Source organism: Pseudomonas sp. CFBP 5748, from assembly GCF_053850495.1.
In genome coordinates, this window is the sequence record NZ_JBSPTN010000006.1 from 343,246 (window position 1) to 358,420 (window position 15,175).

Annotated in this window: 12 protein-coding genes, 3 tRNA genes and 1 riboswitch; of the genes, 14 read left to right on the top strand and 1 reads right to left on the bottom strand. The window is 60.7% G+C overall.

All coding sequences use genetic code 11. The annotated features are described in order from the left end of the window. The first annotated feature begins 284 nt into the window (after positions 1 to 284). From ACWNZ1_RS16575 to astE, 7 genes are all read left to right on the top strand, one after another. Positions 285 to 1,505, top strand: coding sequence for an aspartate aminotransferase family protein (locus ACWNZ1_RS16575; RefSeq protein ID WP_135846806.1), 1,221 nt, complete (start codon positions 285 to 287; stop codon positions 1,503 to 1,505). 232 nt (positions 1,506 to 1,737) lie between these two features. After that, complete coding sequence (gene aruF / locus ACWNZ1_RS16580; RefSeq protein ID WP_003178851.1) at positions 1,738 to 2,757, top strand: arginine/ornithine succinyltransferase subunit alpha; 1,020 nt, start codon at positions 1,738 to 1,740, stop codon at positions 2,755 to 2,757. A gap of 54 nt (positions 2,758 to 2,811) precedes the next feature. Next, on the top strand, positions 2,812 to 3,837 hold the full coding sequence (astA, locus tag ACWNZ1_RS16585) for an arginine N-succinyltransferase (RefSeq protein WP_135846805.1): 1,026 nt from the start codon (positions 2,812 to 2,814) through the stop codon (positions 3,835 to 3,837). Further along, positions 3,834 to 5,303, top strand: a complete 1,470-nt coding sequence (gene astD / locus ACWNZ1_RS16590; RefSeq protein ID WP_456027762.1) for a succinylglutamate-semialdehyde dehydrogenase — start codon at positions 3,834 to 3,836, stop codon at positions 5,301 to 5,303. The genes astA and astD overlap by 4 nt, the downstream gene beginning before the upstream one ends. A 144-nt stretch (positions 5,304 to 5,447) precedes the next feature. Then, positions 5,448 to 6,794, top strand: a complete 1,347-nt coding sequence (gene astB / locus ACWNZ1_RS16595) for an N-succinylarginine dihydrolase (protein WP_135846803.1) — start codon at positions 5,448 to 5,450, stop codon at positions 6,792 to 6,794. A gap of 69 nt (positions 6,795 to 6,863) precedes the next feature. Then, positions 6,864 to 7,151 (top strand): hypothetical protein, encoded by a 288-nt coding sequence (locus ACWNZ1_RS16600; protein ID WP_003178862.1) that lies wholly within the window; start codon positions 6,864 to 6,866, stop codon positions 7,149 to 7,151. A 12-nt stretch (positions 7,152 to 7,163) separates the two neighbouring features. Next, positions 7,164 to 8,171: a succinylglutamate desuccinylase gene (gene astE / locus ACWNZ1_RS16605; protein WP_256453618.1), complete on the top strand. Its 1,008-nt coding sequence runs from the start codon at positions 7,164 to 7,166 to the stop codon at positions 8,169 to 8,171. 60 nt (positions 8,172 to 8,231) lie between these two features. Here the strand turns inward: astE and ACWNZ1_RS16610 are convergent, their stop codons facing one another. After that, positions 8,232 to 8,741 (bottom strand): 6,7-dimethyl-8-ribityllumazine synthase, encoded by a 510-nt coding sequence (locus ACWNZ1_RS16610; protein WP_135846801.1) that lies wholly within the window; start codon positions 8,739 to 8,741, stop codon positions 8,232 to 8,234. Between the two features lie 100 nt (positions 8,742 to 8,841). Further along, positions 8,842 to 9,009, bottom strand: a riboswitch (FMN riboswitch). A 201-nt stretch (positions 9,010 to 9,210) separates the two neighbouring features. Between ACWNZ1_RS16610 and ltaE the strand changes: the two genes are divergently transcribed. From ltaE to ACWNZ1_RS16645, 7 genes are all read left to right on the top strand, one after another. After that, entirely contained in the window at positions 9,211 to 10,215 is a 1,005-nt protein-coding gene (gene ltaE / locus ACWNZ1_RS16615) for a low-specificity L-threonine aldolase (RefSeq protein WP_265072332.1), read from the top strand. 146 nt (positions 10,216 to 10,361) lie between these two features. Further along, positions 10,362 to 12,983: an alanine--tRNA ligase gene (gene alaS, locus ACWNZ1_RS16620; protein WP_135846799.1), complete on the top strand. Its 2,622-nt coding sequence runs from the start codon at positions 10,362 to 10,364 to the stop codon at positions 12,981 to 12,983. Positions 12,984 to 13,072: 89 nt separating this feature from the next. Beyond that, positions 13,073 to 14,314, top strand: a complete 1,242-nt coding sequence (locus ACWNZ1_RS16625; RefSeq protein ID WP_135846798.1) for an aspartate kinase — start codon at positions 13,073 to 13,075, stop codon at positions 14,312 to 14,314. A gap of 184 nt (positions 14,315 to 14,498) precedes the next feature. After that, on the top strand, positions 14,499 to 14,687 hold the full coding sequence (csrA, locus tag ACWNZ1_RS16630; RefSeq protein ID WP_003178872.1) for a carbon storage regulator CsrA: 189 nt from the start codon (positions 14,499 to 14,501) through the stop codon (positions 14,685 to 14,687). A gap of 62 nt (positions 14,688 to 14,749) precedes the next feature. After that, positions 14,750 to 14,840, top strand: a tRNA-Ser gene (locus ACWNZ1_RS16635). A gap of 108 nt (positions 14,841 to 14,948) precedes the next feature. Continuing rightward, positions 14,949 to 15,025, top strand: a tRNA-Arg gene (locus tag ACWNZ1_RS16640). 72 nt (positions 15,026 to 15,097) lie between these two features. After that, positions 15,098 to 15,174 (top strand) — tRNA-Arg (locus ACWNZ1_RS16645). The last annotated feature ends 1 nt before the right edge of the window (position 15,175 follow it).

Here is a 15,175-nt window from a genome sequence, read left to right on the forward strand (position 1 = left end):
CGAGCAAGCTTTGCTCCCACAGATAAATCCCCTCGCCACAAGTGTTGTGCCTGGCAAGGGGGAAGCGTCTGAATCAAATCTCGAGGCGGGCGCCTCAAATCCGCTGCCAACGTTTAAACTGCGCCTTTGCGACGCTATTTGTCGCATTGCCGTAAACCCGCGAAAAACGTGGGTTGGCGCTATAAGAAGTTGTCGCTTGGCGGCAAGGCCGGGCTGAAAACTGTCCTTACAATCCTCTCATCGCTCGCCAGTTTCAGGCGGGCGTTCCTCTTCAGGAGACTCCGATGTCCGTTGAGCAAGCCGCGGTACAACGCGCCGATTTCGACCAGGTGATGGTTCCCAACTATGCACCTGCTGCCTTCATTCCTGTGCGTGGCGCCGGTTCCCGCGTGTGGGACCAGTCCGGTCGTGAGTTGATCGACTTCGCCGGCGGTATCGCAGTCAACGTACTGGGCCATGCCCACCCGGCGCTGGTCGGTGCACTGACCGAGCAGGCCAACAAGCTGTGGCACGTGTCCAACGTCTTCACCAATGAGCCGGCCCTGCGCCTGGCCCATAAGCTGGTCAACGCCACCTTTGCCGAGCGCGCGTTTTTCTGCAACTCCGGCGCTGAAGCCAACGAGGCCGCCTTCAAGCTGGCCCGTCGTGTCGCGTTCGATCGTTTCGGCAGCGAAAAATACGAAATCATCGCCGCGCTCAACAGTTTCCACGGTCGCACCCTGTTCACCGTCAACGTCGGCGGGCAGTCGAAGTACTCCGACGGTTTCGGTCCTAAAATTACCGGCATCACCCACGTTCCTTACAACGACCTGGCGGCTTTGAAAGCAGCTATCTCGGACAAGACCTGCGCCGTGGTGCTGGAGCCGATCCAGGGTGAGGGCGGCGTGCTGCCGGCTGAACAGGCTTACCTGCAAGGTGCCCGCGACCTGTGCGATGCCCACGACGCGCTGCTGGTGTTCGACGAAGTGCAGACCGGCATGGGTCGCAGCGGCCACCTGTTCGCCTACATGCACTACGGCGTGATCCCGGACATCCTCACCAGCGCCAAGAGCCTGGGCGGCGGTTTCCCGATCGCGGCGATGCTCACCACCGAAGCGCTGGCCAAGCACCTGGTCGTCGGCACCCACGGCACCACTTACGGCGGCAACCCGCTGGCCTGCGCGGTGGCTGAAGCGGTGATCGATGTGGTCAATACCCCTGAAGTGCTCGGCGGTGTCAAAGCCAAGCACGAGAAGTTCAAGGCGCGTCTGGAACAGATCGGCGAGAAGTACGGCCTGTTCACCCAGGTGCGTGGTTTGGGCCTGCTGATTGGCTGCGTGCTGAACGACGCCTGGAAAGGCAAGGCCAAGGACATTTTCAACGCCGCTGAACAGGAAGGCCTGATGATCCTGCAAGCCGGTCCGGACGTGATTCGCTTCGCCCCGAGCCTGGTGGTGGAAGATGCTGACATCGATGCCGGCCTGGACCGCTTCGAACGGGCTGCGGCGAAGCTGACTCAGGCCTGATTGTTTACAGACTGTACCGGCTCCAATGTGGAGCCGGGCTTTTGTGGGATCAAAGCTTCCTCGCGACGGATCGCCTCGGCCTTGCAGGTAGAACTCATTGCCTGCATCGCGAGCAAGCTTTGCTCCCACAAACCTGCTCCCATATTTGAGTCAACAGGGAGGCAGGTACGGTATTTTTTCTCTTTGTCGACCCAACGGTCGAACCCTTTATTTCAAGTTAAGGAGTGACACCATGCTGGTGATGCGCCCCGCGCAAATGGCGGATCTGGGCGAGGTACAGCGTCTGGCTGCGGACAGTCCGATCGGTGTCACTTCCTTGCCGGATGACGTGGAACGCTTGAGCGACAAGATCGCCGCGAGCGAAGCCTCGTTTGCCGCCGAAGTCAGCTTCAACGGCGAGGAAAGCTATTTCTTCGTCCTTGAAGACACCGCGACCGGCAAACTGGCCGGCTGCTCGGCCATCGTCGCGTCGGCCGGTTATTCCGAGCCGTTCTACAGCTTTCGCAACGAGACCTTCGTCCACGCCTCCCGTGAGCTGAAGATCCACAACAAGATCCACGTGCTCTCCCAGTGCCACGACTTGACCGGTAACAGCCTGCTGACCAGTTTCTATGTGGTTCCAGAGTTGGTCGGCTCGCCATGGTCGGAACTCAATTCTCGCGGGCGCCTGTTGTTCGTCGCCAGCCATCCGGAGCGGTTCGCCGATTCGGTGGTGACCGAGATCGTTGGCTACAGCGACGAGAATGGCGACTCGCCGTTCTGGGACGCTATCGGCCGTAATTTCTTCGACCTCAACTACGCTGCCGCCGAGCGTCTGTGCGGGCTGAAAAGCCGCACCTTCCTCGCCGAGCTGATGCCGCATTACCCGATCTACGTGCCGCTGTTGCCGGACGCTGCCCAGGAAGCCATGGGCCAGGTTCATCCGCGGGCGCAGATCACCTTCGACATCCTGATGCGCGAAGGCTTCGAGACCGATCATTACATCGACATCTTTGACGGTGGCCCGACCTTGCATGCGCGTGTCTCGGGAATCCGCTCGATTGCCCAGAGCCGCGTGGTGCCGGTCAAGATCGGCGAACCGGTCAAGGGCGCCGGCCGCCAATACCTGGTGGCCAATGCCCAGTTGCAGGACTACCGCGCCGTGCTGCTCGAGCTCGACTACGCGCCGGGCAAACCTGTGACATTGGACATGGAAGCGGCCGAGGCCTTGGGCGTTGGTGAAGGTGCCAGCGTGCGCCTGGTGGCGGTTTAACGCCTTACAGCTGAGTTTCGCGGGTGGCGCAAGCGGCCCGTTTGAGGAGATAGCATGATCGTTCGTCCCGTACGCAGCAGCGATTTACCCGCTCTGATCGCCCTGGCCCGCAGCACTGGCACTGGCTTGACCACCTTGCCGGCCAACGAAGAGCGTCTGGCCCATCGGGTCGGCTGGGCCGAGAAGACCTTTCGCGGCGAAGCCGGGCGCGGTGACGCGGACTACCTGTTCGTGCTCGAAGACGATGACGGTCGCGTGGTGGGCATTTCCGCCATCGCCGGTGCCGTGGGGCTGCGTGAGCCTTGGTACAACTTCCGGGTCGGCCTGACGGTCAGCGCCTCCCAGGAACTGAATATCTACCGGGAAATCCCGACGCTGTTTTTGGCCAACGACCTGACCGGCAATTCCGAGCTGTGTTCGCTGTTCCTGCACGCCGACTTCCGTAGCGGCCTCAATGGCCGGATGCTGGCCAAGGCGCGGCTGTTGTTCATTGCTGAATTCCCGCAGTTGTTCGGCAACAAGATCATCGCCGAGATGCGCGGCATGTCTGACGACAACGGTCGTTCGCCGTTCTGGGAAAGCCTGGGCCGGCACTTCTTCAAGATGGAATTCAGCCAGGCCGATTACCTGACCGGCGTGGGCAACAAGGCGTTCATCGCCGAGCTGATGCCCAAGTTCCCGCTGTACACCTGTTTCCTGTCCGAGGACGCCCGTGCGGTGATCGGCCAGGTTCATCCTGACACCGAACCTGCGTTGTCGATGCTCAAGAGTGAAGGCTTCAGCTACCAGGGTTACGTCGACATCTTCGACGCCGGCCCGGCGGTGGAATGCGAAACTGGCAAAATCCGCGCGATTCGCGACAGCCAGGCGCTGGTGCTGGCCATCGGCACGCCGGGTGATGACGCCACGCCATTCATCATTCATAACCGTAAGCGCGAGGACTGCCGTATCACGGCTGCACCAGCGCGCTTGGCTGCGGGCACCCTGGTAGTCGATCCGCTGACCGCCAAACGTCTTCAACTCAACGCCGGCGATCAGGTGCGTGCCGTCGCGTTGTCTGCTGCTCGGGAGTCGAAATAATGAATTCGCTGTACATCGCAGGAAGTTGGCTGGAAGGCCAGGGCGACGTTTTTGAGTCGTTGAACCCGGTGACGCAGCAGGTGCTGTGGTCGGGCAAGGGCGCCACGGCTGCGCAAGTGGAGTCGGCGGTGCAGGCCGCGCGCCAGGCGTTTCCGGACTGGGCTCGGCGCACGCTGGATGAGCGCATCCAGGTACTGGAGGCTTTTGCCGCGACCCTGAAAAGCCATGCTGACGAACTGGCCCAGTGCATCGGTGAAGAAACCGGCAAACCGTTGTGGGAAGCAGCCACTGAAGTCACCACCATGGTCAACAAAATCGCCATTTCGGTGCAGAGTTACCGTGAGCGGACCGGCGAGAAGAGCGGCCCCCTGGGCGACGCCACCGCCGTGCTGCGCCACAAGCCTCACGGCGTGGTGGCGGTATTTGGCCCCTACAACTTCCCCGGCCACTTGCCCAACGGCCACATCGTGCCCGCCCTGCTGGCCGGCAACAGCGTGCTGTTCAAGCCGAGCGAGCTGACGCCGAAAGTCGCCGAACTGACGGTCAAGTGCTGGGTCGAGGCCGGCCTGCCAGCGGGCGTGCTGAACCTGCTGCAAGGCGCGCGGGAAACCGGTATCGCCCTGGCGGCGAACCCGGGGATCGACGGGCTGTTTTTCACTGGCTCCAGCCGCACCGGCAATCTCTTGCATCAACAGTTCTCCGGACGCCCGGACAAGATCCTGGCGCTGGAAATGGGCGGTAACAACCCGCTGGTGGTGGATGAGGTAGCGGACGTCGATGCGGCGGTCTACACCATTATCCAGTCCGCGTTCATTTCTGCCGGCCAGCGCTGCACCTGTGCGCGCCGCCTGCTGGTGCCGGAAGGTGCGTGGGGCGATGCCTTGCTGGCGCGCCTGGTGGCGGTCAGCTCGACCCTCGAGGTGGGAGCCTTCGACCAGCAACCGGCGCCTTTCATGGGCTCGGTGATTTCCCTGGCCGCGGCGAAGGCGCTGATGGACGCGCAGAACCATTTGTTGGGCCTGGGCGCCGTGCCGCTGTTGGCCATGACCCAACCCCAGGCCCAGGCGGCATTGCTGACGCCGGGTATCCTCGACGTGACGGCGGTGGCCGAGCGTCCTGACGAGGAGCTGTTCGGGCCGCTGCTGCAGGTGATTCGCTACACGGATTTCCCAGCGGCGATCGCCGAGGCCAACAATACTCAATATGGCCTGGCCGCCGGTTTGCTGTCGGACTCCGAAGCGCGTTACCAGCAGTTCTGGCTGGAGAGTCGTGCCGGTATCGTCAACTGGAACAAACAACTGACGGGGGCTGCCAGCAGCGCACCGTTCGGCGGTGTCGGCGCTTCGGGCAACCACCGCGCCAGTGCCTATTACGCGGCAGATTATTGCGCGTACCCGGTGGCTTCCCTGGAAACTCCGAGCCTTGCCATGCCGGCTGCCCTGACCCCCGGCGTGCGCATGTCTTGAGACCGCCATCGCGGGCAAGCCTTGCTCCCACAGGCGTTATGCAAAACCTGTGGGGCAAGGCTTGCCCGCGATAGCCGCGCCGCGGTGTTCGATGAACCGTTACTTGATGCCTATAAAAAAACAGATTCTCGTGGAGCCTCGCTGATGAAATCCTATGAAGTCAACTTTGACGGTCTAGTGGGGCCGACCCATAACTACGGCGGGCTCTCGTACGGCAACGTCGCGTCCCAGAGCAACAGCCAGCAGTCCTCCAACCCCAAGGAAGCGGCGTTGCAGGGCCTGGCGAAAATGAAAGCGCTGATGGACATGGGTTTCCAGCAAGGGGTGCTGGCGCCACAGGAGCGCCCGGACGTGGCGGCCTTGCGTCGGTTGGGTTTTGCCGGCAGCGATGCCCAGGTCATCCAGCAGGCCGCGAAAGAAGCGATGCCGCTGCTGGTCGCCAGTTGCTCGGCCTCCAGCATGTGGGTGGCCAACGCCGCCACCGTCAGCCCGAGTGCTGATACCGCTGACGGTCGCGTGCATTTCACCGCCGCCAACCTGAACTGCAAATACCACCGCAGTATCGAACACCCGACCACCAGTCGCGTGCTGGGGGCGATGTTCGCCAACCAGCAACACTTCGCCCATCACGCCGCATTGCCGGCGGTGGCGCAGTTCGGCGACGAAGGCGCGGCCAACCACACCCGTTTCTGCCGCGCCTACGGCGAGGCCGGTGTCGAATTCTTCGTCTTCGGTCGCAGTGCTTTCGACACCCGTTACCCCGCACCGCAGAAATACCCGGCGCGCCAGACCCTGGAAGCCTCCCAGGCCGTTGCCCGTCTGCATGGGTTGAGGGAAGAGGGCGTGGTGTACGCCCAACAGAACCCGTCGGTGATCGACCAGGGTGTGTTCCACAACGACGTGATCGCGGTGGGCAACGGCGAAGTGCTGTTCTATCACGAGGATGCGTTCCTCGAGACCGACAAGATGCTGGCCGAGCTGAGCAGCAAACTCGCCAAAGTCGGTGGGAAATTTCAGTCGGTGTGTGTACCGCGTTCGGCGGTGACGGTCGATGACGCCGTGCGTTCCTACCTGTTCAATAGCCAGTTGCTGTCGCGTCCCGACGGCTCGATGCTGTTGATCGTCCCGGAAGAGTGCCGCAGCAACGAGCGCGTCTGGCAATACCTGCAAGGCCTGACGGGCTCCGGCGGGGTGATTCGCGAGGTGAAGGTCTTTGACCTCAAGCAGAGCATGCAGAACGGTGGCGGCCCGGCGTGCCTGAGGTTGCGCGTGGCCCTGAATGAAACCGAGCTGGCGGCCGTCAACCCAGGGGTTATCATGACCGCGCCGTTGTACGATTCGCTGACCCAATGGGTCGAGCGGCACTACCGCGACCGCATGGCCGAAAACGATCTGGCGGACCCGCAGTTGTTGCTCGAGTGCCGTGCGGCACTGGATGAACTGACACAAATCCTTAAACTTGGCGCGGTTTATCCTTTCCAGATCAATTGAAAGCGCGCGCGACCTGACTACAGTCAAAGCAGGGCGCGTTGCCTTATCCCCAGACGAGAACGTTAAAACATGAGCGATACCCTGCAGCTGATCCTTGAAGACACCGACGGCACCCAACTGGAAACCTCCTGCACCCGCGTCGCGGTGATGTGGCAAGGCAAGGAGTTGTGGATCCAGCAGGACGGCCGCGGCCAGCTGTTGATTGGCGTCGATGTCGAAGAAGGGGATGAGGAATACGCCAACCTGTTGTTGCGTCCATTGGCGACCAACCTGGTCAGCCTGCAACTGGAAATGGAACCGGCGGACGTCGGCGACGATGACCATGTCCATGGCCCGGATTGCGGCCACGACCATTAAGGAAACCGCGCTATGCTCGCCCTCGGCAAACTGCTTGAACTGACCCTCGCTGGCCGTGAACCGGCGGAGAAGACTCAACTGACTGTCGAAGGCGTACGGATGCGCTGGTTGAGTGAGGGCGCGCTGGAGGTCAAACCGCCCGAAGCCCGGGATAACGGCTTGGACCTGCTGTTGTCGGCCGGTATCCACGGTAACGAAACCGCGCCCATCGAATTGCTCGACCGCTTGCTGCATGACATTGCCCGAGGCGATTTGAAGCCTCGGGCACGCATTCTGTTTCTGTTCGGCAACCCCGAGGCCATTCGGCGCGGGGAGCGTTTCGTCGAACAGGACGTCAACCGGCTGTTCAATGGTCGCCATGAGCTGAGCGGTGGTGTCGAGGCGCTGCGGGCCTGTGAGTTGGAGCGGTTGGCCGCGAGTTTCTTCAGCCGGCCAGAACGCAGCCGCCTGCATTACGACCTGCACACTGCCATTCGCGGTTCGAAGATCGAGCAGTTCGCCCTCTACCCGTGGAAAGAAGGCCGCCAGCATTCACGCCGTGAACTGGCACGCCTGCGCGCCGCCGGCATGGAAGCGGTGCTGCTGCAGAACAAACCGTCCATTGTGTTCAGTGCCTATACCTACGACCAGCTCGGCGCCGAGTCCTTCACACTGGAACTGGGCAAGGCCCGGCCGTTCGGGCAGAACGACGGCGTCAACGTCAGCCTGCTGGAAACCCGCCTGCAACAGATCATCGAAGGCAGCGAACCTGAAATGGATGAGGGGCTCGATGGTCTGCAGCTGTTCAGCGTGGCGCGGGAAATCATCAAGCACAGCGACAGCTTCCGCCTGAATCTGCCGGCGAGCGTTGAAAACTTCTCGGAGTTGGCCAAAGGCTATGTGCTGGCCGAAGACATCGCCCAGACACGCTGGGTGATTGAAGAAGAGGGTGCCCGGATCATTTTTCCGAACCCCAAGGTCAAGAATGGCTTGCGGGCGGGAATCCTGATCGTGCCGGCGACTGACGAAAACCTGATCTGAAGTCCCCACAAAACAAATGTGGGAGCGAGCAAGCTCGCTCCCACAGTTTTTTTGCAGCTTTTAAACCGCTACCGCCCGCTGCTCACTACGCCGCAACGCCCGGGTCTTGTGCAGCGTATCGGCACAGGTCTTCGCCGCTTCCTGGCCCTTGTGCACAAAATGCTCGAAGAAGAACTTCTGATGCTCTTCCCCAGCATGGAAGTGATGGGGGGTGAGCACGACCGAGAACACCGGCACTTCGGTTTCCAACTGAACCTGCATCAGGCCGCTGATCACCGACTGGGCGACGAATTCGTGACGGTAGATGCCGCCATCCACCACCAGGCCGGCAGCGACGATGCCGGCGTAACGGCCTGACTTGGCCAGCAGCTTGGCGTGCAGCGGGATTTCAAAGGCGCCGCCGACTTCGAAGAAATCGATGTCGCTTTCCTGATACCCCTGGCTGATCATTTCCGCGACGAAGCCTTTACGGCTCTGGTCGACGATTTCCTTGTGCCAGCAGGCCTGGATGAACGCAACGCGCTCGCCCGGATGACTTTTGCTTTTGCTGTCGATTGCAGTGGGTTGCATGTTCTGGTTCCTGTTTGTGTGAAAAACAGGGCGTCATGAATCGAAGGGGATTCGAGGGTACGCCGCGCACAGACAGTCGCAGTCGGCCCTTGGGTGTCGATCCCGTTCTCTCTTCATCCGGACTATGACCGTCGGCCCCGGGATCACACCGGGTCTGCTGACCTTGCCGCTACACCGCCAAAGCCGTGTATCGCCAAGCGCTCGCGGGCTATGCACCTTGCGTGCAATTACCGCCGGTGGGGAATTACACCCCGCCCTGAGAACGTTTTGCCGCCATGGTTTTTGGCGGCGGAAGATTTTTAACACATAACCCCTGTGGGAGCGAGCTTGCTCGCTCCCACAGGGGTTATGTGTGATCTTCAGGTGCAGGTGATCTTTTCCTTCGACTGGCCTTGATTAATCGTCGCCATGACCGCAGTAATTGACCTTCGAAAGGGAATTCCCCTCACCCGCACCCGAGGCCAGATTCATGAGCGTTATCGATCTTCGCAGCGACACCGTCACCCAACCTTCCGCCGGCATGCTCGACGCCATGGCCAGCGCGCCTACCGGCGACGATGTCTACGGCGAAGATCCGACCGTCAATCGCCTCGAAGCCGAACTGGCTGGGCGTCTGGGGTTCGCGGCGGCGCTGTTCGTGCCTACGGGTACCATGAGTAACCTATTGGGGTTGATGGCCCACTGCGAGCGCGGTGACGAATACATCGTCGGCCAGCAGGCCCACACCTACAAATACGAAGGTGGCGGCGCGGCTGTACTCGGTTCGATCCAGCCCCAGCCCCTTGAGGTACAGGCGGACGGCTCCCTGGACCTGGCGCATGTCGCGGCGGCGATCAAACCCGATGACTTTCATTTTGCCCGCACTCGTCTGCTGGCCCTGGAAAACACCATGCAGGGCAAGGTGTTGCCGCTCGATTACCTGGCCCAGGCCCGGCGTTTCACCCAGGAGCAGGGCCTGGCCCTGCACCTGGACGGCGCGCGGCTGTACAACGCCGCCATCAAGCTGAACGTCGATGCTCGGCAGATCACGCAATATTTCGATTCGGTCTCGGTGTGCCTATCCAAAGGCCTTGGCGCACCGATTGGCTCGGTCCTGTGCGGCAGCGCCGAGTTGATCGGCAAGGCGCGGCGGTTGCGCAAGATGGTCGGCGGCGGTATGCGCCAAGCCGGGATCCTCGCGGCGGCGGGGTTGTATGCCTTGGAACATCAGGTCCAGCGCCTGGCCGATGACCATGCCAATGCCCAGCGGCTCGCCGAGGGTTTGCGGGCGGCGGGTTACGAGGTCGAGCCGGTGCAGACCAACATGGTCTACGTGCAAATGGGCGAGCGGGCCGAGGCGATCAAGGCATTTGCCGATGAACGGGGCGTCAAGCTCAGCGCGGCGCCACGCCTGCGAATGGTGACGCACATGGACGTGAGCGGGGCGCAAATCGACCAAGTGATCGCCACTTTCGTCGATTTTTCCCGCCACTGACCCGTCAAGCGCGCCAATTGAGCGTTTCTATCGCATAAACACGCTGTACCCCACGCGAAGGGCCGATATAATGCGGCCCTTTGCCGTTGCTTCGTCTGTTGACGTTTTGCACAGGCCTTTGGCCGCAGCCTCCGTGGAAGAACCTAATGAAAAGCGCAGAAATCCGTGAAGCCTTCCTTCGCTTCTTCGAAGAGCAAGGCCACACCCGAGTAGCCTCCAGCTCTTTGATTCCGGGCAACGACCCGACCCTGCTGTTCACCAACGCGGGGATGAACCAATTCAAGGACTGCTTCCTGGGCCAGGAAAAACGTGCCTACACCCGTGCGGTGAGCAGCCAGAAATGCGTGCGCGCCGGCGGTAAGCACAACGACCTGGAAAACGTCGGCTATACCGCCCGTCACCACACCTTCTTCGAAATGCTGGGTAACTTCAGCTTCGGCGACTATTTCAAGCGCGACGCCATCACCTTCGCCTGGACCTTCCTGACCTCCGACAAGTGGCTGAACCTGCCCAAGGAAAAGCTCTGGGTAACGGTCTACGCCACCGATGACGAAGCCTATGACATCTGGACCAAAGAGGTCGGTGTCCCGGCTGAGCGCATGGTGCGCATTGGCGACAACAAAGGCGCGCCTTACGCGTCCGATAACTTCTGGACCATGGGCGATACCGGCCCGTGTGGCCCGTGCACCGAGATTTTCTACGATCACGGCGCCGACATCTGGGGCGGCCCACCAGGCTCGCCGGAAGAAGACGGCGACCGCTACATCGAGATCTGGAACAACGTGTTCATGCAGTTCAACCGCACCGCCGATGGCGTGTTGCATCCGCTGCCTGCGCCGTCGGTCGACACCGGCATGGGCCTGGAGCGAATCAGTGCGGTGTTGCAGCACGTTCACTCCAACTACGAAATCGACCTGTTCCAGAGCCTGCTGAGCGCGTCCGCCAAGGCCATCGGTTGCACCAACGACAACCAGGCTTCGCTGAAAGTGGTGGCCGACCATATCCGTTCCTGCGGCTTCCTGATTGCCGACGGTGTGTTGCCGTCCAACGAAGGCCGCGGTTATGTGCTGCGCCGCATCATCCGTCGTGCCTGCCGCCACGGTAACAAGCTGGGCGCCAAGGGCAGCTTCTTCTACCAGATCGTCGCGGCACTGGCGGCCGAGATGGGCGAAGCCTTCCCGGAGCTCAAATCCCAGCAGGCTCACATCGAACGTGTGCTCAAGGCTGAAGAAGAGCAATTCGCCAAGACCTTGGAGCAAGGCTTGAAGATCCTCGAGCAGGACTTGGCCGAGCTCAAGGGCAACGTAGTCCCGGGTGACGTGGTGTTCAAGTTGTACGACACCTACGGCTTCCCGATGGACCTGACCGGCGACATCGCCCGCGAACGCAACCTGACCCTCGACGAGGCCGGTTTCGAGCGCGAGATGGAAGCCCAGCGGGTGCGCGCGCGTTCCGCCAGCTCCTTCGGCATGGACTACAACAGCCTGGTCAAGGTTGACGTCGCCACCGAATTCACCGGTTATGCCGGCACCACCGGTTCGGCCAAGATCGTGGCTATTTATAAGGACGGACAGTCGGTCGACATCCTGAGCGAGGGCCAGGAAGGCGTGATCGTGCTGGACAAGACGCCGTTCTACGCTGAATCCGGCGGCCAGATCGGCGACAGCGGTTATCTGCAGGCCGGTAGCTCGCGCTTCGATGTGCGCGACACCACCAAGACCGGCGGGGCGTTCCTGCACCACGGCGTTTTGGCTTCGGGTAGCCTGATGATCGCAGCCCCGGTGGCCGCTCATGTCGATGCCGAGGTTCGTCACGCCACGTCGCTGAACCACTCCGCGACGCACTTGCTGCACGCGGCGTTGCGCCAGGTACTGGGTGACCATGTCCAGCAGAAAGGTTCGTTGGTCGACAGTCAGCGCCTGCGCTTTGACTTCAGCCATTTCGAAGCCATCAAGCCTGAGCAACTCAAGGCGCTGGAAGACATCGTCAATACCGAGATTCGCAAGAACTCCCCGGTAGAAACCGAAGAAACCGACATCGAGACCGCCAAACAGAAAGGCGCGATGGCGCTGTTCGGCGAGAAGTACGGTGACAGCGTGCGCGTGCTGAGCATGGGCGACTTCTCCGTTGAGCTGTGCGGTGGCATTCATGCCAACCGCACCGGCGACATCGGTCTGATGAAAATCATCAGCGAAGGCGGCGTGGCGTCTGGTGTACGCCGTATCGAAGCGGTCACCGGCGCTGCGGCCCTGGCGTACCTCAACGCGGCTGAAGAACAACTCAAGGAAGCGGCGAGCCTGATCAAGGGCAGCCGTGACAACCTGATCGACAAGCTGTCGGCTGTGCTGGAGCGCAACCGTCTGCTGGAAAAGCAACTCGAGCAGTTGCAGGCCAAGGCTGCCAGCGCCGCGGGCGACGATCTGTCGGCCCAGGCCGTGGACGTCAAGGGCGTGAAAGTGCTGGCTGTGCGTCTCGACGGCCAGGACGGCAAGGCTCTGTTGGGGCTGGTCGATCAACTGAAAAACAAACTCGGCCGCGCAGTGATCCTGCTCGGCGGTGTCCATGAGGAAAAGGTCGTTCTCGTCGCGGGCGTGACCAAGGACCTGACTGGCCAACTCAAAGCCGGTGATTTGATGAAGCAGGCCGCTGCGGCAGTGGGCGGCAAGGGCGGTGGTCGTCCGGACATGGCGCAAGGCGGCGGTACCGACGCCGGCGCACTGGACGCGGCACTGGCCCAGACCGTTGCATTTGTAGAGCAGGGTATTTAAGGCAGCGTCCCGGGCTTGCAGTCTAGTGGCGGGCCCGGTCGCTGTTGATTGATTATTGGGCGCCCTTCATGGGCAGAGGCGGCTTTGAAATGGCTTTGATCGTACAGAAATTTGGAGGCACCTCGGTCGGCACTGTCGAGAGAATCGAACAGGTCGCCGACAAGGTTAAGAAGTTCCGTGAGTCGGGCGATGACCTGGTGGTTGTGCTGTCGGCAATGAGCGGCGAGACCAACCGTCTGATCGATCTGGCCAAGCAAATCAGCGGCGACCAGCAACCGGTTCCCCGTGAACTGGATGTGATCGTTTCCACCGGCGAGCAGGTGACCATTGCCTTGCTGGCCATGGCGCTGATCAAGCGTGGCGTGCCAGCGGTGTCCTACACCGGTAATCAGGTGCGTATCCTGACAGACAGCGCGCACAACAAAGCGCGTATTCTGCAGATCGACGATCAGAAAATTCGCGGCGACCTGAAGGCGGGCCGCGTTGTGGTTGTCGCCGGTTTCCAGGGCGTGGACGAGCAGGGCAACATCACCACCCTCGGCCGTGGCGGTTCCGACACCACTGGCGTAGCACTGGCGGCAGCCCTCAAGGCTGACGAATGCCAGATCTACACCGATGTGGATGGTGTCTACACCACTGACCCACGGGTAGTGCCTGTGGCTCAGCGCCTGGACAAGATCACCTTTGAAGAGATGCTGGAAATGGCCAGCCTCGGTTCCAAGGTGCTGCAGATCCGGGCGGTCGAATTCGCTGGCAAGTACAACGTTCCGCTGCGCGTTCTGCACAGCTTCAAAGAGGGTCCGGGCACCCTCATTACTATTGATGAAGAGGAATCCATGGAACAGCCGATCATTTCCGGCATCGCTTTCAACCGCGATGAAGCCAAGCTGACCATCCGTGGCGTGCCAGACACCCCCGGCGTGGCGTTCAAGATTCTCGGCCCGATCAGTGCCGCGAACATCGAAGTCGACATGATCGTGCAGAACGTCGCGCACGATAACACCACCGACTTCACCTTCACCGTACACCGCAACGACTACCAGGCCGCTGAAGCTGTATTGAACAAGACCGCTGGCGAGATCGGTGCCCGGGAAGTGGTAGGGGACACCAAGATCGCCAAGGTTTCGATCGTTGGTGTCGGCATGCGCTCCCACGCAGGCGTGGCCAGCCGCATGTTCGAATCCCTGGCCAAGGAAAGCATCAACATCCAGATGATCTCTACTTCGGAAATCAAGGTTTCCGTAGTGATTGAAGAGAAGTACCTGGAGCTGGCCGTGCGCGCCCTGCACACGGCTTTCGAACTCGACGCAGCTGCCCGACAGGGCGAGTAAGCGTTGCCTTGAGGGCGCGGTTATACCGCGCCCTTTGTTTTTTTGAATGGCGCGTCCCAAAACTGTTCTTTTGCGCGCGCTGGTCAATACTTAGGCCTGTAGGCTGCGACCGTTCCGGTTGTCGGTCCAATGCCTTTTTTTTGCAGACTGTTGTCCCTTTACTGAATTGCGTGAGGAGAAAGGTATGCTGATTCTGACTCGTCGGTGCGCAGAAAGCCTGATTATTGGTGATGGCGAAATCACCGTGACCGTGCTCGGCGTCAAAGGAAATCAAGTGCGTATTGGCGTGAACGCCCCGAAAGAGGTCGCTGTGCACCGGGAGGAAATTTACCTGCGTATCAAGAAAGAGAAGGACGACGAACCAAGCCATTAATTTTTATCGTTTTTTATGTTTGCAAACGGGGATGAAGGTGGTTAATATACGCCCCGTGTTGCGGAGAGCTGGCCGAGTGGCCGAAGGCGCTCCCCTGCTAAGGGAGTACACCTCAAAAGGGTGTCGGGGGTTCGAATCCCCCGTTCTCCGCCATTATTTATTTAGTGCGACGCAATCTGGCTTCATCCGTAAGTTGTTGAAATTACTGGAAAAAAGCGCTTTACAAAAAGATTCGACGACCTATAATGCGCGGCAACAAATGCACTCGTAGCTCAGCTGGATAGAGTACTCGGCTACGAACCGAGCGGTCACAGGTTCGAATCCTGTCGAGTGCACCATTTAAGAGTTGTTTGCAGCAATGCAAATTACTTGGCTTCAACCAGTTGTGATCTGGTATAAAACCACAACCTGCACTCGTAGCTCAGCTGGATAGAGTACTCGGCTACGAACCGAGCGGTCACAGGTTCGAATCCTGTCGAGTGCACCAA